Annotated in this window: 19 protein-coding genes; 6 read left to right on the plus strand and 13 right to left on the minus strand. The window is 69.2% G+C overall.

The window, feature by feature from the left end:
* Positions 1 to 165: 165 nt before the first annotated feature.
* Positions 166 to 480, minus strand: coding sequence for a DUF2277 domain-containing protein (locus tag AUC47_RS05935; protein ID WP_096714296.1), 315 nt, complete (start codon positions 478 to 480; stop codon positions 166 to 168).
* Between the two features lie 89 nt (positions 481 to 569).
* On the minus strand, positions 570 to 2,072 hold the full coding sequence (gene guaB / locus AUC47_RS05940; protein WP_096714297.1) for an IMP dehydrogenase: 1,503 nt from the start codon (positions 2,070 to 2,072) through the stop codon (positions 570 to 572).
* A gap of 264 nt (positions 2,073 to 2,336) precedes the next feature.
* On the opposite strand from guaB, the gene AUC47_RS05945 reads away from it, so the two are divergent.
* From AUC47_RS05945 to AUC47_RS05960, 4 genes are read left to right on the plus strand one after another with little or no spacing between them, the layout of a single operon-like run.
* Positions 2,337 to 3,686, plus strand: a complete 1,350-nt coding sequence (locus AUC47_RS05945; RefSeq protein ID WP_096714298.1) for a branched-chain amino acid ABC transporter permease — start codon at positions 2,337 to 2,339, stop codon at positions 3,684 to 3,686.
* 2 nt (positions 3,687 to 3,688) lie between these two features.
* A complete protein-coding gene (locus tag AUC47_RS05950) occupies positions 3,689 to 4,666 on the plus strand; it encodes a branched-chain amino acid ABC transporter permease (RefSeq protein WP_096714299.1) in 978 nt (325 codons plus the stop codon).
* Position 4,667: 1 nt separating this feature from the next.
* A complete protein-coding gene (locus AUC47_RS05955) occupies positions 4,668 to 5,666 on the plus strand; it encodes an ABC transporter ATP-binding protein (protein WP_096714366.1) in 999 nt (332 codons plus the stop codon).
* A complete protein-coding gene (locus AUC47_RS05960) occupies positions 5,663 to 6,433 on the plus strand; it encodes an ABC transporter ATP-binding protein (RefSeq protein WP_096714300.1) in 771 nt (256 codons plus the stop codon). The genes AUC47_RS05955 and AUC47_RS05960 overlap by 4 nt, the downstream gene beginning before the upstream one ends.
* Positions 6,434 to 6,682: 249 nt before the next feature.
* Here AUC47_RS05960 and AUC47_RS05965 read toward each other — a convergent pair whose 3' ends face one another.
* The 3 genes from AUC47_RS05965 to groES all read right to left on the minus strand — a co-directional run bounded on the left by AUC47_RS05965 (position 6,683) and on the right by groES (position 9,475).
* Positions 6,683 to 7,942: an ABC transporter substrate-binding protein gene (locus AUC47_RS05965; RefSeq protein WP_096714301.1), complete on the minus strand. Its 1,260-nt coding sequence runs from the start codon at positions 7,940 to 7,942 to the stop codon at positions 6,683 to 6,685.
* 157 nt (positions 7,943 to 8,099) lie between these two features.
* Positions 8,100 to 9,035, minus strand: coding sequence for an EamA family transporter RarD (rarD, locus tag AUC47_RS05970; protein WP_256999464.1), 936 nt, complete (start codon positions 9,033 to 9,035; stop codon positions 8,100 to 8,102).
* A gap of 143 nt (positions 9,036 to 9,178) precedes the next feature.
* Positions 9,179 to 9,475, minus strand: coding sequence for a co-chaperone GroES (gene groES / locus AUC47_RS05975; protein WP_017203655.1), 297 nt, complete (start codon positions 9,473 to 9,475; stop codon positions 9,179 to 9,181).
* Positions 9,476 to 9,633: 158 nt separating this feature from the next.
* Between groES and AUC47_RS05980 the strand changes: the two genes are divergently transcribed.
* On the plus strand, positions 9,634 to 10,839 hold the full coding sequence (locus AUC47_RS05980) for a class I SAM-dependent methyltransferase (protein WP_096714302.1): 1,206 nt from the start codon (positions 9,634 to 9,636) through the stop codon (positions 10,837 to 10,839).
* Between the two features lies 1 nt (position 10,840).
* Here the strand turns inward: AUC47_RS05980 and AUC47_RS05985 are convergent, their stop codons facing one another.
* From AUC47_RS05985 to AUC47_RS06020, 8 genes are read right to left on the minus strand one after another with little or no spacing between them, the layout of a single operon-like run.
* Positions 10,841 to 12,034: a hypothetical protein gene (locus AUC47_RS05985; RefSeq protein ID WP_096714303.1), complete on the minus strand. Its 1,194-nt coding sequence runs from the start codon at positions 12,032 to 12,034 to the stop codon at positions 10,841 to 10,843.
* Between the two features lie 3 nt (positions 12,035 to 12,037).
* Positions 12,038 to 12,544, minus strand: a complete 507-nt coding sequence (locus AUC47_RS05990; protein ID WP_096714304.1) for a hypothetical protein — start codon at positions 12,542 to 12,544, stop codon at positions 12,038 to 12,040.
* The gene (gene tsaD, locus AUC47_RS05995) at positions 12,541 to 13,614 is read right to left on the minus strand and encodes a tRNA (adenosine(37)-N6)-threonylcarbamoyltransferase complex transferase subunit TsaD (RefSeq protein WP_096714305.1); all 1,074 of its coding nucleotides are present in this window, start codon (positions 13,612 to 13,614) and stop codon (positions 12,541 to 12,543) included. Before tsaD ends, AUC47_RS05990 begins: the two co-directional genes overlap by 4 nt.
* Positions 13,611 to 14,102, minus strand: coding sequence for a ribosomal protein S18-alanine N-acetyltransferase (gene rimI / locus AUC47_RS06000; protein WP_096714306.1), 492 nt, complete (start codon positions 14,100 to 14,102; stop codon positions 13,611 to 13,613). The genes tsaD and rimI overlap by 4 nt, the downstream gene beginning before the upstream one ends.
* On the minus strand, positions 14,099 to 14,719 hold the full coding sequence (gene tsaB / locus AUC47_RS06005) for a tRNA (adenosine(37)-N6)-threonylcarbamoyltransferase complex dimerization subunit type 1 TsaB (protein WP_096714307.1): 621 nt from the start codon (positions 14,717 to 14,719) through the stop codon (positions 14,099 to 14,101). The genes rimI and tsaB overlap by 4 nt, the downstream gene beginning before the upstream one ends.
* Positions 14,716 to 15,243 carry a tRNA (adenosine(37)-N6)-threonylcarbamoyltransferase complex ATPase subunit type 1 TsaE gene (tsaE, locus tag AUC47_RS06010; protein ID WP_373557849.1) on the minus strand — a complete coding sequence of 176 codons (528 nt, stop codon included), beginning with the start codon at positions 15,241 to 15,243 and terminating at the stop codon, positions 14,716 to 14,718. The genes tsaB and tsaE overlap by 4 nt, the downstream gene beginning before the upstream one ends.
* Positions 15,240 to 16,346, minus strand: coding sequence for an alanine racemase (alr, locus tag AUC47_RS06015; RefSeq protein WP_096714308.1), 1,107 nt, complete (start codon positions 16,344 to 16,346; stop codon positions 15,240 to 15,242). Before alr ends, tsaE begins: the two co-directional genes overlap by 4 nt.
* Positions 16,343 to 16,702 carry a holo-ACP synthase gene (locus AUC47_RS06020; RefSeq protein ID WP_096714309.1) on the minus strand — a complete coding sequence of 120 codons (360 nt, stop codon included), beginning with the start codon at positions 16,700 to 16,702 and terminating at the stop codon, positions 16,343 to 16,345. Before AUC47_RS06020 ends, alr begins: the two co-directional genes overlap by 4 nt.
* Positions 16,703 to 16,942: 240 nt before the next feature.
* On the opposite strand from AUC47_RS06020, the gene AUC47_RS06025 reads away from it, so the two are divergent.
* The gene (locus AUC47_RS06025; protein ID WP_096714310.1) at positions 16,943 to 17,776 is read left to right on the plus strand and encodes an endonuclease domain-containing protein; all 834 of its coding nucleotides are present in this window, start codon (positions 16,943 to 16,945) and stop codon (positions 17,774 to 17,776) included.
* The last annotated feature ends 100 nt before the right edge of the window (positions 17,777 to 17,876 follow it).

A 17,876-nucleotide genomic window follows, 5' to 3' on the forward strand; every position in this document is an offset into this window, starting at 1 on the left:
TCTCCATGGGGATGTCCCCTGCCGGCGGGGACCGGCGATGCGCCACCGGAGGCCTTCTCCACCGGAAGCCCGAGGGGAAGTCGAGCGAGTATCCCTAAATATTGGCATATCAGGGATGCGGGGGCGTCATCGCCCCGCGGCATCCCGCCTCATCCGCGGGCGGGTTCAGGATGCCGCGCGCGCCGCGCGCTTCTCCTGCTGGTAGACGCGGATCGCCTCGTACCGCTCGGCGGACCGCGCACGCCGCTTGTCAGCCTCTTGCTCGCGGTTCTTGGGAGGAGCCGGGGTCACGAGACCGTCGATGAGCTCCCTCGTCGCACGGGCGATCTCTTCGACGGCACGATCGAACACCTCCCGGTTCGCGCGGGACGGGGCGTTCGACCCCGAGATCTTGCGCACGAACTGCAGCGCGGCGTCATGGCATTCGTCGTCGGTGGCGGCCGGCTCGAGGTTGTTCAGGGGAACGATGTTGCGGCACATACCGGCACGCTACGCCGCGGTGTCGACATGCGGAAGGGGCGGATGCCGCAGCATCCGCCCCTTCCGACGAGCATCGTCGATCCGCGCGCTCAGCGCTTGTAGTTCGGCGCCTCGACGACGATCTGCACGTCGTGCGGGTGGGACTCCTTGAGTCCGGCGGCGGTGATGCGCACGAAGCGTCCGCGCTGCTTGAGCTCCTCGATCGTGCGGGCGCCGACGTAGAACATCGACTGCCGCAGACCGCCGACCAGCTGGTACGCCACGGCCGAGACCGGGCCACGGTAGGGCACCTGACCCTCGATGCCCTCGGGGATCAGCTTGTCGTCGCTGGGCACGTCGGCCTGGAAGTAGCGGTCCTTCGAGTACGAGGTCTGCTTGCCGCGGGTCTGCATGGCGCCCAACGAGCCCATGCCGCGGTACTGCTTGAACTGCTTGCCCGACTGGAACACGATCTCGCCCGGCGACTCGTCGGTGCCTGCGAGCAGCGAACCGAGCATGACGGCATCGGCGCCGGCGACGAGCGCCTTGGCGATGTCGCCGGAGTACTGCAGGCCGCCGTCCGCGATCACCGGGATGCCGGCGGGACCGGCGGCGAGCGACGCCTCGTACACCGCGGTGACCTGCGGAACGCCGACGCCCGCGACGACGCGCGTGGTGCAGATCGAGCCGGGTCCGACGCCGACCTTGACGGCGTCGACACCGGCGTCGACGAGCGCCTGAGCGCCCTCGCGGGTCGCGACGTTGCCGCCGATGACGTCGATGTGGGCGAAGCTCTCGTCGGCCTTGAGGCGCTTCACGAGATCGATCACGCCCTGCGACTGGCCGTTGGCCGTGTCCACGACGAGCACGTCGACACCCGCGTCACGCAGTGCCTCGGCGCGCTCCCACGCGTCGCCGAAGAAGCCGATCGCGGCGCCGACGCGCAGACGACCCTGGTCGTCCTTGGTGGCGAGCGGGTACTTCTCGCTCTTGTCGAAGTCCTTGATCGTGATCAGTCCGGCGAGCTTGCCGTCGTCGTCGATGAGCGGCAGCTTCTCGACACGGTGCTTGGCGAACAGCGCGATGACCTCGCCCGCTGCGACGCCGACCCGGGCCGTCACAAGACCCTCAGAGGTCATGACGTCCTTCACGAACGTCGTCTGACGCTCGAAGCCGGAGACGAAGCGCATGTCGCGGTTGGTGACGATGCCGACGAGTCGGCCGTCCGGGTCGACGACCGGGAGCCCCGAGATGCGGTACTTGGCGCACAGGGCGTCGACCTCTTCGACTGTGGCGCCGGGGGTCGTCGTGATCGGATCGGTGATCATGCCCGACTCGCTGCGCTTCACGCGATCGACGTGCGCGGCCTGATCGGCGATCGAGAGGTTGCGGTGCAGGATGCCGATGCCGCCCTCGCGCGCCATGGCGATGGCCATGCGCGATTCGGTGACCGTGTCCATGGCGCTGGAGAGCAGCGGGGTGGCGACCGAGATCCGGCGCGTGATCCGCGACGAGGTGTCCGCCTCGCTGGGGATGACGTCGGTGTGCCCCGGGAGGAGCAGCACATCGTCGTACGTGAGTCCGACGAATCCGAAGGGGTCGTGCTGATCCATGGATGCTCCTCCTGGGCGCTGACTGGCGAGAGTGGTACCAATTCTAAGCGTCGGGAGGGTGAGGAAATTCCCTGCGTCGCCGAGGACACGCCCCTGCGCGTTCTGTCCGCCGAGCAGCAGGCGCGCAACTTCGTGATGAGATCGTGCTCACTGTGAGCAGATCGTGCCTTGGTCGAAACAGAGCCGACACATTACGCTCATACCGTCGTACATCAAGGCCGATGAACACCCTGTCTTGGTCTGTGTACTGGACTGGGAGGTTCTGTGGGTCCGACGATCTCGGCGAAGCGAAGCGGAACGCGATGGGTCATCACCCTTCTCGCGTCGCTTCTCGCCCTTGCATTCCTGTGGCTGCAGCCACCCGCGTCGGCCTCGGCCGAGGAGACCGACGACGGCCAGGAGATCACCGATTTCTACTTCGCCGGCGTGATCACCTTCGAGGACCAGCCCGTCGAAGGCGTCGTCATGACGATCGAGGGCAACGGTTTCGAAGGCGAGACCGAGACCGATGCCGAGGGCAAGTGGCGTCTGTACGTGCCGGAGAAGGAGAAGTACACCCTCACGGTCGATGAGGACACGCTGCCCGAGGGCGTGATCGTCGACGCCGCGCAGCTGCCGGAGGGCACACAGCCCATCGCCGGCACGACCGCGTCGTTCGAGGTCGAGTTCGGACTCACCGGCACCAAGATCACGAACCTCTTCCTCGGTGAAGGAGAGCGGGTCACCGTCACCTTCATCGACCAGCTGCTCTCCCGCCTCGTCGGCGGACTCAACTTCGGTCTGCTCCTCGCGCTCGCGTCGATGGGCGCCGCGCTCATCTACGGCACGACGCGACTGTCGAACTTCGCCCACGCCGAGATGGTCACGTGGGGCGGCCTGGTCGCGCTCGTCACGACGAGCTTCTGGCACCTGCCTCTGTGGCTCGGCATCGCGGCGGCGGTGATCGGAGGCGGCCTCTTCGGCTGGGCGATGGATGCCGGACTGTGGCGTCCCCTGCGACGACGCGGACTCGGCGTCGTGCAGCTGATGATCGTCAGCATCGGACTCTCGCTCGCCCTGCGATACCTGTTCCAGTACTTCATCGGCGGCGGCACCAGGCAGCTGCCCGGCGCGAGCCCCACGCCGATCCAGTTCGGCCCGATCTCGCTGTCGTACATCGACATGATCGCGATGTCGGTGAGCATCGTGGTGATCCTCGGGGTCGCGTGGTTCCTCACCCGCACCCGCATCGGCAAGGCTACGCGCGCCATCTCCGACAACCCGCAGCTCGCCGCGGCATCCGGAATCGACGTCGATCGCGTCATCCGCATCGTGTGGATCCTCGCCGGTGTGCTCGCGGCGATCTCCGGCATCCTCTGGGCGTACTTCCGCCCCGGCGTGAAGTGGGACATGGGCATGCAGATGCTGCTGCTCATCTTCGCCGCCATCACGCTCGGCGGCCTGGGCACCGCCTTCGGCGCCCTGGTCGGATCGCTCATCGTCGGGATCGCGGTCGAGGTCTCGACCCTGTGGATCCCGTCGGACCTCAAGTACGCCAGCGCGCTCGTCGTCCTCATCGTCATCCTCCTGGTGAGGCCGCAGGGTCTGCTCGGACGCAAGGAAAGGTTGGGCTGACGATGGACTTCGGAAGCATCTTCTCCAACACCGCGGTCTACCTGTTCAGCCCGGTCACGATCGCCTACGCGCTCGCGGCAACCGGGCTCGCGGTGCACTTCGGCTACGCCGGTCTGCTGAACTTCGGCATGGCGGCGTTCATGGCGGTCGGCGGCTACGGCTACGCCATCTCCGTGCTGTCGTTCGGTCTCCCCTGGTGGGTCGGCATGCTCATCGGCCTCGGCGGCGGAGCGCTGTTCGCGGTGCTCCTCGGCATCCCGACGCTGCGGCTGAGAGCCGACTACCTCGCCATCGCCACCATCGCGGCGGGTGAGATCGTGCGCCTGCTCTTCACGACGCAGCTGTTCGACGAGTTCACGAACTCCGCCGACGGCCTCGCGCAGTACAACGGCGGATTCCGCGACGCGAACCCCTTCCCCACCGGAACCTACGGCTTCGGACCGTGGACCTACACGGCCAACGACCTGTGGAACCGCGTGTTCGGTGTGATCGTGCTGGCTCTCGCCGTGCTGGTCGTCTGGGCGCTCATGCGCAGCCCGTGGGGCCGCGTGCTCAAGGGCATCCGCGAGGACGAGGACGCCGTGCGCTCGCTCGGCAAGAACGTCTTCGCCTACAAGATGCAGGCCCTCGTGGTCGGCGGCATCATCGGCGCGGCGGGCGGCATCGTGTTCGTCCTCCCCTCCGCCGTCGTGCCGGGCAGCTACACGACCTCGCTGACGTTCTTCCTGTGGACGGTGCTCCTGCTCGGCGGTGCCGCGACGGTCTTCGGGCCGACGCTCGGCGCGATCCTCTTCTGGGTCGTGTTCGCGTTCCTCGCGAACCTGCTCCCGGCGATGGCCAAGGCAGACCTCCTGCCCATGTCCGACAGCCAGGCGTCGACGCTGGTGTTCATCTTCGTCGGCATCGCCCTCATGCTGCTCGTGATCTTCCGCCCGCAGGGCATCCTCGGAGACAAGAGGGAGATGACCTTTGTCAAATGAACTGACCCCCGACGCCGGCGCCGAATCGGCCCCCGCGACGGGAAGCGTCCGACGTGCGAAGACGACCGGCCTCACGAAGGGCCCGGCCGCCCCCGGCGTCGCCAAGGTCGACCCCATCCTCGTGGTGGATGCCGTGCAGCGCCGCTTCGGCGGCCTCACCGCGGTCGACGTCGATCACCTCGAGATCCCGCGCGGTGCCATCACCGCGCTGATCGGCCCGAACGGCGCCGGCAAGACGACCCTGTTCAACCTGCTCTGCGGTTTCGACAAGCCGAACAGCGGATCGTGGTCGTTCGACGGCAAGAACCTGTCGGGCGTGCCGTCGTTCAAGGTGGCGCGCATGGGCCAGGTGCGCACCTTCCAGCTCACCAAGTCGCTCTCGCTGCTGACCGTGCTCGAGAACATGAAGCTCGGAGCCCCCGGTCAGCGCGGCGAGGGCTTCTGGTCGAGTCTGTTCCCGTTCCTGTGGCGCAAGCAGGACCAGGAGATCGAGGTCAAGGCGCGCGAGCTGCTCACGCGGTTCAAGCTCGACGCCAAGGAGAAGGACTTCGCCGCCGCGCTCTCCGGCGGTCAGCGCAAGCTGCTCGAGATGGCCAGAGCGCTCATGAGCGACCCCACGCTCGTGATGCTCGACGAGCCGATGGCGGGTGTGAACCCGGCGCTGACGCAGTCGCTGCTCGACCACATCCTCGACCTCAAGGAGCAGGGCATGACCGTGCTCTTCGTCGAGCACGACATGCACATGGTGCGGCACATCGCCGACTGGGTCGTCGTGATGGCGGAGGGACGCGTCGTCGCGGAAGGCCCGCCCGAGGAGGTCATGGAGGACCCCGCCGTCGTCGACGCCTACTTGGGTGCGCACCAGGACGTCGATCTCGGCGCCGTCACCGGGCGCATCCCGGTGCTCGCCGACACCGCGGCCGTGAAACTGCGCGAGCAGATCGAGGCGGAGGCCGACGCAGAGCTGGCCGCCGAAGAGGCAGAGGAGGGACGCGCATGAGCGATGCGGCATCCGTGAACGGGACAGGCCCTGCGAACGATGACGTGGTCGTCGAGCTGAAGGACGTGCACGCCGGCTACCTGCCCGGCGTGAACATCCTCAACGGCGCGAACCTCATCGCCAGACAGGGCGAGCTGATCGGCATCATCGGCCCGAACGGCGCCGGGAAGTCGACGCTGCTCAAGGCGATCTTCGGACTCGTGAACGTGCGAGACGGCGACATCACCGTGAAGGGCGAGAGCATCGTCGGCCTCAAGGCCGACAAGCTCGTCAAGCGCGGGGTGGCGTTCGTACCGCAGACGAACAACGTCTTCCCCTCGCTGTCGATCGAGGAGAACCTGCAGATGGGGCTCTACCAGAACCCCAAGGCATACGCCGAGCGGCTCGAGTTCGTCACCGGCATCTTCGCTGAACTCGGCAAGCGCCTCAAACAGCGCGCCGGATCGCTGTCCGGCGGTGAGCGCCAGATGGTCGCGATGTCGCGCGCTCTCATGATGGACCCGTCGGTGCTGCTGCTCGACGAGCCGTCCGCCGGGCTCTCCCCCGTGCGTCAGGACGACGCGTTCATCCGCGTCTCCGACATCAACAAGGCCGGAGTGACGACCATCATGGTCGAGCAGAACGCCCGCCGCTGCCTGCAGATCTGCGACCGCGGCTACGTGCTCGATCAGGGCCGCGACGCCTACGAGGGCACCGGTCGCGACCTGCTGAACGACCCGAAGGTCATCGGCCTGTACCTGGGCACCCTGGGCACGGACGCCGCCTGACGACCATGCGACGAGAGGGGCGGATGCTGCGGCATCCGCCCCTCTCTCGTGCCTGCGAGCGCCGTTCCCCGGGTCGTCGAGCGAGCGGCGTTCCCCGGGTCGTCGAGCGAGCGCCGTTCCCTCGGGTCGTCGAGCGAGCGAAGCAAGACGAAACGCGCCGCACGCCCCTCCGCACACCTCGCGCATGACGAAGGCCCCGGATGCTGCATCCGGGGCCTTCGTGCGATCAGTCAGCGTGTGCTGGTGCGATCAGTTGGTGCGCTCGATCATGTTGTCCGCACCGTACTTGTAGATGCCGATCGTGGCGCCCTGCGGGTCGCCGTTCTCGTCGAACGTGACCTCGCCGGAGTAGCCGTCGTAGTCGGCCGTGCCGCCGTCGTTGATGATCTTGGCGCAGTCCGCGAACGTGGTGCACTTCTCCCCGTCACCGGAGCCGCCCGAGATCTCCTCCATCTTGGCCGCGATGTCCGCGCCCTCCGTGGAGCCTGCCGCGAGCGAGGCCAGAGCCACGAGCACGACGGCGTCGTAGGCCTCGGCCGCGTAGGTGAAGTCCTTCACCTCGGAGTTGCCCTCACCGGTCCAGTACGTCTGGAGGCGGTCGGTGAAGTCGTCCTCGAGCGCCGGACCGGCCTTGGTGCCCTGAGCGCCCTCGAGCGAGACGGGGATCTCGTCACCGTAGTCCGAGAGGTTTCCGTCGACCATGTAGAACTTGTCGGCCGAGATGCCGGCGTTCACCAGCAGCGGCGCGATGGTCTTGAACTGGTCGAACGAGACGATCGCGACGGCGTCGGGGTTCTGAGCCTTGATCGTCTCGACCTGGGCGTCGAACTGCGCGTCGCCGACGTTGAAGGACGCCTCGGCGACGACCTCGCCGCCGGTGCCCTCGAAGGTCTCCTTGATCGCAGCGTCGAGTCCGGTGCCGTACGCGTCGTTCTGGTAGATGATCCCCAGCGACTTCGCGCCGTCCTCGGCGATCAGGTTGCCGAGCACCTCGCCCTGCAGCAGGTCGCTCGGTGCGGTGCGGAAGTACAGTCCGTCATCGTCCCAGGTGGTGAAGTCGGGCGAGGTGTTCGACGCCGAGATCTGCAGGATGCCGGCGCTGACGTTTCCGTCGAGGATGAGCTTCGAGACACCGGACGCCGCGGCGCCGACGATCGCGGAGACGCCCGCGCTCTGGAGCTTGGTGATCGAGGTCTCGTACGCCTTGGTGTCGGTGTCGCCCTCGTCCTCGGCGGTGAGGTCGATGGTGATGCCGGCGCCCGCGTCGTTGATCTCCTTCACGGCCAGGCCGACGCCCGACTCCATGGGCGGGCCGAGGAACGCGAGCGATCCGGTCTGCGGCAGCAGCGAGCCGAGCTTGAGGGTGAGGTCCTGGGCCGGCTTGTCGCCGCCGCCCGAGGGCTCCTCCGACGGCGAGCTGCTGCAGCCCGAGATGACCAGCGCCGAGGCGCTGACGAGCGCGACCCCTGCGATGATCTTGGCGCTGCGCGAGCGCGTGAATACGGTCATGATGCTCCCTTGCGTGACTGGCCGTGGACTGTGGACCACGGTCGGATGATCTACACATTAGGTGCAGAACGCTTCCGGGAGGGGTCGGTAGTGTTTCGGTGCGTTAACGATCCGCTCGCACGCTTCCGAGGCGCACAGCGGGGGCGGTCTGGCAGTCTCAGACCGGCGCGACGGGCGTCCGGCGTCCGCGCCGCGCGGCCAGCAGCAGGTCGATCACGAACACCGTGATCGCGACCCAGACCAGCACGAATCCGATCCAGCGTTCGATGGGCATCGGCTCGCCCAGCACGACGGCGCCGATGACGAACTGCATCACCGGGGTGATGAACTGGATCATGCCGATCACGGCCAGGTCGATGCGCCGCGCTCCCGCGGCGAACAGCAGCAGCGGCACGGCGGTCGCGACTCCGGCGAACGCGAGAAGGACGGCGTGCCAGGCTCCGTTCTGGCCGAAGGTGAGCCCCTCGGGGGTCGTCGCGACGAGCACGAGCTGCACGACGGCGATGGGGATCAGCCAGAACGACTCCAGCGTGAGGCCGCTCACGGCATCCACCGCCGGCCCGATCTTCTTCTTGATGAGGCCGTACAACCCGAAGGAGGCGGTGAGCGAGAGCGCGATCCAGGGGAAGTGGCCGTAGAGAACGACGATCACGACGACCGCGACCGCCGCGATGCCGATCGCGGTCCACTGCAGGCGTCGAATGCGCTCCTTCAGCACGAAGACCCCGAGCAGGACCGTCGTGATCGGGTTGATGAAGTAGCCGAGGCTCGTCTCGATGACATTCTCCGACAGCGTGCCGATGAGGAACACCTGCCAGTTGACGTAGATCAGGAGCCCGGCGACGGCGGTCCAGCCGAGCAGCCGAGGCTGCCGCAGAATGACGCCGAACGCCTTCCACCCGCGCGTCACCGTGAGCAGGATGACGCAGAAGACGAGCGACAACAGGACTCGCCAGGCGACGACCTCCCACGGTCCGGTCGGGGCGAGCACCAGGAAGTAGAGCGGCAGCACGCCCCAGAGGAGATACGCTCCGCCCGCGTATGCGACCCCCGCTGTCTGAGTGGAGCGCGGGGCGGAGATCTCGGAGGTCACCGCACAACCCTAGTCCCGGCCGAGCGGGCCCCCTGCTCGTTGCTCGGCCGCCTCACGAGAATGACAGGATTCGAACGCGCTGTGGCGAATGCAGAAAGAGCCCGGATGCGTGATGCATCCGGGCCCTTCCGAGAGACGTCGTCTCAGCGGACGACGACCGCCAGAACGTCGCGAGCCGACAGGACGAGGAACTCGTCTGCGCCGAACTTCACCTCGGTGCCGCCGTACTTGCTGTAGAGCACGCGGTCGCCGACGGCGACGTCGAGCGGAACGCGGTTGCCGTTGTCGTCGATGCGGCCGGGGCCGACCGCCACGACCTCGCCCTCCTGGGGCTTCTCCTTGGCGGTGTCGGGGATGACCAGGCCACTAGCGGTGGTCTGCTCGGCCTCGACCTGCTTGATGACGATGCGGTCCTCGAGCGGCTTGATGGAAACCGACACGGTCTACCTCTTCTTTCTTGACGCTGACACGAAAGACTTGTTCGCACTCTCAACCCGAGAGTGCTAACTGCAAGTGTAGGCGGTCCGCTGGCACTCATGCAATGCGAGTGCCAACGGCGCCGCGCGGCCCGTCGAGATCCGTCGCCTAAGCTGAGGGCGTGGAGATGTCGGAGTTGCGCGCACTGCTCACCCCGGAAGGGCTCGGGCTCCTCGACGATCTGGGCCCCGTCGACCAGGTGGCCGACGTCGCGCGGACGGTCTCCCGCCTGCGATCGGCCGGCCACTCCCCCGATCTCGTCTCCGCGGTCGTCGGGCAGGCGCGGCTGCGCGCCAAGGCACACGCCAAGTTCGGCGAGTTCGCGGAGCGGATGCTGTTCACCCGCTCAGGGCTGGAGCAGGCGACGCGTCTCGGCGTCGCCGCGCGGCACGCCCAGCGTCTGCGCCGCGCGGGTATGACGTCCGTCGCCGACCTCGGTTGCGGGATCGGCGGCGACGCTCTCGCGTTCGCCGGCGCGGGCCTCGACGTCCACGCCGTCGACGCCGACGAGGTCACCGCCGCGATCGCCGCCTACAACCTCGCACCCTTCGGTGACTCCGCGCACGTCGAGCACGGAACGGCGGAGGAGAGCCTGCCCGCGACAGCCGACGGATTCGCCGTCTGGATGGATCCGGCTCGGCGCACCTCCGGTCACAGCGAGACGAGGCGGGTGACCGCCGACGACTACTCTCCCTCGCTCGACTGGGCTTTCGCGGTCGCGGCGGAGCGCCCGACCGGCATCAAGCTCGGCCCCGGGCACGACCGCGACGCGCTGCCCGCCGACGCCGAGGCGCAGTGGGTCAGCGCCGACGGCAGCGTCGTGGAGCTCGTGCTCTGGAGCAACGCTCTCGCCCGCGAGGGCGTGCGTCGCGCGGCCCTGGTCATCCGCGGCGAGCGCTCCCACGAGCTGACCGCCGGAGCGGATGCTGAGGACGCCCCCGAGCGCGAGCTCGGCGCATTCCTGCACGAGCCCGACGGCGCCGTCATCCGCGCTCGACTGATCGGCGACGTCGCCCGGAGCCTGGAAGCCGGCATGCTCGACCAGCGCATCGCGTACCTGACCTCCGACGCCGCACTGACCAGCCCGTTCGTGCAGTCGTTCCGGGTGCGCGAGACCATGCCGGCGAACGCGAAGGCGATAAACGCCGTGCTCCGCGCTCAGGGCATCGGCGCCGTCGAGATCAAGAAGCGCGGCATGGACGTCGATCCGGCCGCCTTCAGGAAGAAGCTCACGCTGCGCGGCGATGCCTCCGCCACGCTCATCCTCACCCGCATCGGAGATCAGCGCCGCGCTATCCTCGCCGACCGCGTACCCGCTGCCGACTAGCTCAGCCCGCTCCTTCACTGGGGATCTCGACGAGGATCGGATCTCCGTACTCGCCGCCGAGCTCGATCGACGCCCCCTCCGCGTCCTGCGGCAGCCCCTGCTCGATGGTCAGGTACGGGTTCATCCAGTTCGTGAACCGGACGTGCAGCGACCACGTCACGGTGGTGCCGTCCGCGCCCGCCTCGACGCTCAGCGCGCGGATCTCGGCAGTGCTGTCCTGCGACGCCTGACATGCAGCCGCCTCGTCGGTGGCGTCGACGATCATGCAGCGCAGCATCCCTCCGCTCTGCGTGCCGTCGGCGGGCTTCTCCGCCACCCAGACCGGCTGGTCATGGAAGTACCCCACGATCGACAGGCTCGGGAGGTAGCCCTGGTCGACGAGCTCTTCTGCACGTTCACGATCCGGACCGTCGAACTGGCCGAGCATCGAGTCCTGCGGCTCCCATCTCTGCACCCATGCGAGCGGCTCTCCGGTGGTGGCGCGCGCGAGCACCGCCGACACGGACGCGCCGTACGCGTCAGCCGGGTCATCGGGGTCGTCGACGGGCACCGACACCGACACGCTCAGCGCCATGTCGTCGAGGCCGTCGGTCGGCCGGCACTGCTCTTGCGATGCCTCGCCGACGTCGAGGATCACACACGTCTCGTCGGAACCGTCGCGCGTCGCGTACCAGACGACCGCGTCCTCATCCTCCGTGACGAGGCGTACGGAGCCGTCGTCGTACTTCCCCTCGGCCTGCAGCTCGAGACGTCGTTCCTGCTGACCGGCGGTGAGTGCCGATTCGACGCCCCCGCCACCGAACAACGCCCATCCCGCGGCCACCCCGGTGAGGATGAGAGCAGCGGATGCCGCAACGACGACTTTCACGTGGGAGCGCACGGCGGCGGCGAGCGCGGGGCGCGCAGGGACATCTTCTCCGTGGACCTCGTCACTGCCCGACGCGGGAGTAGGGCGCTGACCGGCTGAGTCCCGGGTGTCGTCGAGCGGAGCGGCCTGCAGCGGTACCGCGTCGATGAGGGGCTCGCGGTCGGCATCCGATGGCTGATCGACATCCGGCTCGGAGAGAGGCACCGGCCTGCGCGTCTCCTCGAGCTGTCGAAGGCGATCGGCGTCGGCAGCGGTGAGCCCGCCGCCGCGACCATAGGCGCGCGCCCGCAGGGCGCGCAGCTCCTCGACTTCGTCGGCGTGCAGCATCCGCTATCCGAGCCTCTCGAACTGCATGCCCGCCCAGACGAGCCATCCGAGGCTGTAGACCGTGGCCGCGAGGCCCAGCACCAGAGCCCAGCGGGCGATCGCACGACTCTCGACGGGGCGACGCAGCGACATGATCGCGGCGATCACAGCGACCACGGCGATCGGGATGCCCCAGCCCACGAAGAACGACGCGCCGAGTGCGACGATGGACGCGGTGAGCGCCCACGGGGCCAGCCGGGTGTCGTCGCCGGCGGAGGCGTCTGCCGCGGGCTGCCAGTCGTCGTGTCGGGTGTCATCGGCGATCGGACCCGTCGCGACCACCGGTTCCACGGTCACGGGTCCGGTGGGGAGCTTCGCGTAGCCGTCACGGCGCGCACCCGGCAGACGTGCGGAGCCTGCCGGGTGCTCGACCTCGCCGCTCGGCCCTTCGACCGTCGTGCGGGGAACGGGTCGTTCGCGGGAGGAGGGATCTGACGGTCCGTCGGGCGCCGGGCGTGATGCGTCGGTCATGACGACACCGGCACGCGCTCAGCCACCTGGATCTCGGTGACCGGCAGCGTCGAATCCGCGCCGAAGGCGAGCGTCGACGGACGGCGTCCCGACGAGATGAGCTCCGCGGCGAGCGCGGCGATCATGGCCCCGTTGTCGGTGCACAGCGCCAGCGGGGGGATGCGCACCGTCACCCCTGCCGCCTCGGCGCGCGTCAGCGCCACCTCGCGCAGCCGCCGGTTGGCGATCACGCCGCCTCCGAGCAGCAGCCGAGGGACGCCGAGGTCGGCGCAGGACGCGAGGGCCTTCGTCACGAGCACGTCGACGACGGCCTCGCGGAAGCTCGCTGCCACATCCGCCACGGGCACCGGGGCGCCGTCGGCCTCGCACCGCTCGACCCACCGCGCGACCGCGGTCTTCAGCCCCGAGAACGAGAAGTCGTAACGGTGCTTCGCCATGTCAGAGGCCCGCGACAGCCCGCGCGGGAAGCGGATCGCGTCCGGATCGCCGTCCGCGGCCGCCCGGTCGATCTCCGGACCACCGGGATACGGGAGCGACAGGAGCCTGGCGACCTTGTCGAACGCCTCCCCCGCGGCGTCGTCCATGGTCTCACCCAGCATCTCGACGTCGGTCGTGAGGTCGCGCACGTGCAGCAGCGAGGTGTGCCCGCCGGAGACGAGCAGCGCGATGGTCGGGTACTCGAGGGGCTCGGACTCCGGGGTGAGGATGTCGGCGGCGATATGTCCGACGAGGTGGTTGACCGCATACAGCGGCTTGTCGAGCGACACCGCCAGCCCCTTCGCAGCGCCCACCCCGACCATGAGCGCACCCGCGAGACCGGGGCCGCTCGTGACAGCGACGGCGTCGAGATCCTGCAGCGACACGCCGGCCTCGGCGAGGGCCGCATCGATCGACGGCTGCAGCGCCTCGAGGTGCGCTCTCGCGGCGACCTCCGGCACGACGCCGCCGTAGCGAGCGTGCTCGTCCATGCTCGACGCGATCGTGTTCGACAGCAGGGTGCGTCCACGGACGATCCCGATGCCGGTCTCGTCGCAGCTGGTCTCGATGCCCAGCACCAGGGGCTCGGTCATGCGGTGGCCTCCTCTGCGGCATCCGTCGTCGCGCCTCGCGCGTGCTGCAGCACGAGACGCATCACGATCGCATCCACGTCGTCGGGCTGGTAGTAGCGGGGGCGTCGCCCGATCTCCTCGAACCCCTCCGAGCGGTAGAGGCCCTCGGCACCCGGATTGTCGGCGCGGACCTCGAGGAACACCTCCCGGGCTCCCCGTTCGGCGGCTGTGTCGAGCAGCGCCCGCAGCAGTGCGCGTCCGCGCCCAGCGCCCCGGTATTCGGCGTCGAACGCGATGGTCTGGATGTCGGCGTCGGCCGAGCCGCGCAGCGCCCGCACCCCGCCGTAGCCGATCACGGTGCCCTCGTGCTCGTCCACGAGATAGCGCCCGTGCGGGCTCGACAGCTCGAGCGCCATCGCCTCGGAGCTCCACGCGTCCGTCGGGAACGAGCGGTGCTCTATCGCCATGATGGCGTCGAGGTCGTCGGGCGTCGCCGTGCGGAGAGTCACAGGCCGACCTTCTTCGGCGCCCCGGGCATAGTGACATCGGGATGCCGCATGTACAGCGGCTCCTCTCCCGCGAGGGTGCGACCGGCGCGCAGAGCCCGCCCCGCGACGACGGCGAGGTCTGCGGCCGACAGCGTCGCGACCTCCATCGCGCGCACACCGTCGAGCGTGGAGTCGAGCTCGACGCGAGGCACCAGAACGGTGTCGGCGACGATGCGCGGGATGCCGTCGGCATCCGTCCCGTCGAAGACCGTGACCGCCACCTCGCGGCGCCGCGCATCGGTAACGATCGCGAAGGGGCCGGTCACGGCATCCGTCTCGATCGCGTGCAGCGCCGGGGCGAAATGGCTCGGGACGGGGACGACCGGGATGCCGCGGCCGAGCGCGAAAGTGCGCGCGGCGGCGATTCCGATGCGGAGGCCTGTGAAGGGCCCGGGACCCATGCCGGCGACGACGTGCGTGACCGGACCCGCGCCGGTCTGGTCGATCACGCGGTGCAGCAGGTCGCCGATGACCTCGGCGTGGCCGAGCGGATCGGCTGTCGACGCCTCGGAGCCGACGCCGTCGTCGCCGACGATCGCGACGGCAGTGCCCAGGGAGGTGTCGACGGCGAGGATCACCCTTCCAGGGTAGTCGCCCCTCCGTCGACCGTCCCTGAGCGCGAGGCACGGGTGATCGTCACGTGTCGCGGGGCATCCGCGTCGAGCTCCGACGGGTCGAGGTCGTCCTCGCCGTCGGCTCCGACGGGCCGCTCGAGCTCGATGTCCCACCAGCTGTCCGCGAGCTCCTCGGCCATGCCTCGCCCCCACTCGATGACGACGACGGAACGGACGAGGTCCAGGTCGAGGTCCTCGAGCTCGGCGCCCGATCCGAGCCGGTAGGCGTCGACGTGCACGAGCGGAGCCCCACCGACGAGGGACGGATGCGTGCGGGCGATGACGAAGGTCGGGCTCTGCACCGGACCCCGCACCCCCAGCCCCTCGGCGAGGCCCCGGGTGAACGTCGTCTTCCCCGCTCCGAGCGGGCCGGTGAGGATCAGCAGATCGCCCGCCTCGAGCCGCTCGCCGATGCGGCGGCCCAACTGCTCCATGGCGTCGGAGGTCTCGATGTCATGGCGCCCGAGGACCGCTGGATCGACGCTCACGCAGACCTCCGCGGCACCCGCGCACCGATGCGGGTGACGATCTCGTAGTTGATGGTGGATGCCGCGTTCGCCCACTCCGCGGCCGACGGCACGCCCAGAGTCGGATCGCCGAACAGCACGACCTCGTCGCCTATCGACACCGGGGAGTCGCCGACGTCGACGACGAACTGATCCATCGCGATGCGGCCGACGTTCGTGTAGCGGCGTCCGTTGATCGACACCGGCAGACGCCCGGACGCGTGCCGCGGCACCCCGTCGGCATACCCGAGAGGAACGAGCGCGAGGGTGGTGTCGCGCGGGGCGCGGTGGTCGTAGCCGTAGGAGACCCCGGCTCCGGCCGGCACGCGGCGCACGGCGGCGACCGCACCGCGCAGGGTCATCGCGGGGCGGAGGCCGAGCTGCGCCGACGACCGGTCCTCGAAGGGCGACAGTCCGTAAATGCCGACTCCGATGCGCACGGCGTCGAGTCGCATCTCGGGGAGGTCGATGGCCGCGGCGGTCGCGGCGATGTGTCGGATCTCAGGATGGATGCCGAACGATGCGGCGAGCGCGACACCCTCCTCGAAGCGCGCCAGTGCCTCACGGTCGTCCTGCGGAGAGGTGTTGGAGAGGTGGCTGAACAGGCCGACGATGCGCAGTCGCCCGATGCGCTCGAGCCGCGCGGCTTCCGCGAGAACCCGGCGCCAGTCGGCCGGGGCGATGCCGTTGCGCGACAGCCCGGTCTCGAACTTCAGGTGCACGCTGACGGGACGGTCGACGCTCGCCGCGGCCGCCGCAGCCTCGAGCTGGTCGAACGACGAGATGCCGAGCTCGATGTCCTGCTCGGCCGCGTGCTCGAACCGCTCCCCCGGCGCGTGCAGCCACGCCATGATCGGGGCCGTGATGCCCTGGCGCCGCAGTTCCAACGCCTCGGGGATCTCGGCCACGCCGAGACGCGTCGCCCCTCCGGCCAGCGCGGCGACGGCTGCTGCCGCCGCGCCGTGTCCGTAGCCGTTCGCCTTGACGACGGCGATGACCTGCACCCCCGTGAGGCGGCGGAAGTGCCGGACGTTGTCGCTGATGGCATCCAGCTCGATCCTGGCCTCGCGGAACGGTGCGCTCACAGCGGGTCTCCTTCCGCGACGACGAACGCCGCGGCGAGACCCGCGTCGTGCGTCAGGGTCAGGTGCAGACGGCTGATTCCGCGCTCCGCCACGACCTCGGCCGTGGTGCCCGAGAGCACGAAGTGCGGACGGCCTGATTCCTCCGAGGCGATCTCGATCTCGGTCCAGTGCACGCCGTCGGAGCCGCCGAGCGTCTTGATCAGAGCCTCCTTCGCGGCGTAGCGCGCGGCCAGCGAGGGCAGGCGAAGCGGCCGCTCGGCCGGGGCGAACAGGCGCTCGCGCAGCCGCGGGGTGCGCTCCAGAGTGCGCTCGAACCGCGGGATGTCGACGAGGTCGATTCCGGTCCCGATGATCACCAGTTCAGCCTAGTCGCGCGGGCCCACCCGTCCGGGTCCGCGCGCCGCCCTCCCCTGCCGCCAGTCTGCATGCGGGGAACACGGGTGCATGCCCAGACACCGAGGGTCGGCATGCATCCGTGCTTCCGGCATGCAGGTCGGTCGTGCGACTCCTTCTGCACAGGACCCCATCCGTCGCATTCGACCGGTTCGCCCGGGAAATCGTCACCGTGGGCGCGGTGAATGTCCGAGGATCGCAGGATGCTTGCACCTGCAGACCTCCTCAGCCGAATCGGCGGCATCGCGCGTGGGACTCTTCTCCAGGATCACGGAGTCACACGCGGGCACCTACGCCACGCGGTCGGGACAGGTGCGCTGACCCGCGTGCGTCCGGGGGTGTTCGCGCTCCCCGGCACCGACCCTCTGATCATCGCGGCCGCCGCCCACGGGGGCGCGCTCACTTGCGCCGCGGCGTTGCGCGCTCATGGCGTATGGGCCCTGCCCGTCTTCGACGACGCCGTGCACGTCTGGCTGGGGGGATCAGGGCGCGCGCACCCACATCCGGATTGCGCGTGTCGCGTGCACTACTCCCCCGGCACCGCGGCGGTCGGCCTCGCACCGCTCCCTGTCGTCCTCATTCATGTGTACCGATGCCTGGGCGTCGAAGCGTTCTTCGCCGCGTACGAGTCGGCGTGGAATCGGCGTCTGCTGTCGGCAGCTGATCAGGCGCGCATCAGACGTGAGCTGCCGACATCCGCACGGTGGCTTCTTGATCTCGCCCGTGCGGACGCGGAGAGTGGCCTCGAGTCGCTGCTGCGCCTGCGACTGCATCTGCTCGGCATCCGTCTCGAGTGCCAAGTGCGCATCGACGGAGTCGGGCGAGTGGACTTCGTGATCGAGAAGCGGCTGATCCTCGAGGTCGACGGGCGAGCGAATCATGCGGGGGCCGAACGTCGTCATCATGATCTCGCGCGCGATGCCGCTGCATCAGCACGCGGCTACGAGACGTTGAGGTTCGACTACGCGATGGTCGTGCACGACTGGGATGCCGTTGTCCGCGCGATCATTCCGGCCCTCGCCCGGGCACGGGCCTGACGCCGGGCGACCAGGATGCAGGCCGAGAACACAGATGCATGCCCAGACACCAGGGTGTCGGCATGCATCTGTGTTCCCGGCATACAGGGCGGCGCGGCCG

The sequence above is a fragment of the Microbacterium sp. SZ1 genome (assembly GCF_002362255.1).
Lineage (GTDB): Bacteria > Actinomycetota > Actinomycetes > Actinomycetales > Microbacteriaceae > Microbacterium.

Bases quoted from the DNA above. Each gene is read 5' to 3' on its own strand.
- AUC47_RS05935 (WP_096714296.1), bottom strand. From the start codon at position 480: ATGTGCCGCAACATCGTTCCCCTGAACAACCTCGAGCCGGCCGCCACC.
- guaB (WP_096714297.1), bottom strand. From the start codon at position 2,072: ATGGATCAGCACGACCCCTTCGGATTCGTCGGACTCACGTACGACGAT.
- AUC47_RS05950 (WP_096714299.1), top strand. From the start codon at position 3,689: ATGGACTTCGGAAGCATCTTCTCCAACACCGCGGTCTACCTGTTCAGC.
- AUC47_RS05960 (WP_096714300.1), top strand. From the start codon at position 5,663: ATGAGCGATGCGGCATCCGTGAACGGGACAGGCCCTGCGAACGATGAC.
- AUC47_RS05965 (WP_096714301.1), bottom strand. From the start codon at position 7,942: ATGACCGTATTCACGCGCTCGCGCAGCGCCAAGATCATCGCAGGGGTC.
- AUC47_RS05985 (WP_096714303.1), bottom strand. From the start codon at position 12,034: ATGCTGCACGCCGACGAAGTCGAGGAGCTGCGCGCCCTGCGGGCGCGC.
- AUC47_RS05990 (WP_096714304.1), bottom strand. From the start codon at position 12,544: ATGACCGACGCATCACGCCCGGCGCCCGACGGACCGTCAGATCCCTCC.
- tsaD (WP_096714305.1), bottom strand. From the start codon at position 13,614: ATGACCGAGCCCCTGGTGCTGGGCATCGAGACCAGCTGCGACGAGACC.
- AUC47_RS06025 (WP_096714310.1), top strand. From the start codon at position 16,943: ATGCTTGCACCTGCAGACCTCCTCAGCCGAATCGGCGGCATCGCGCGT.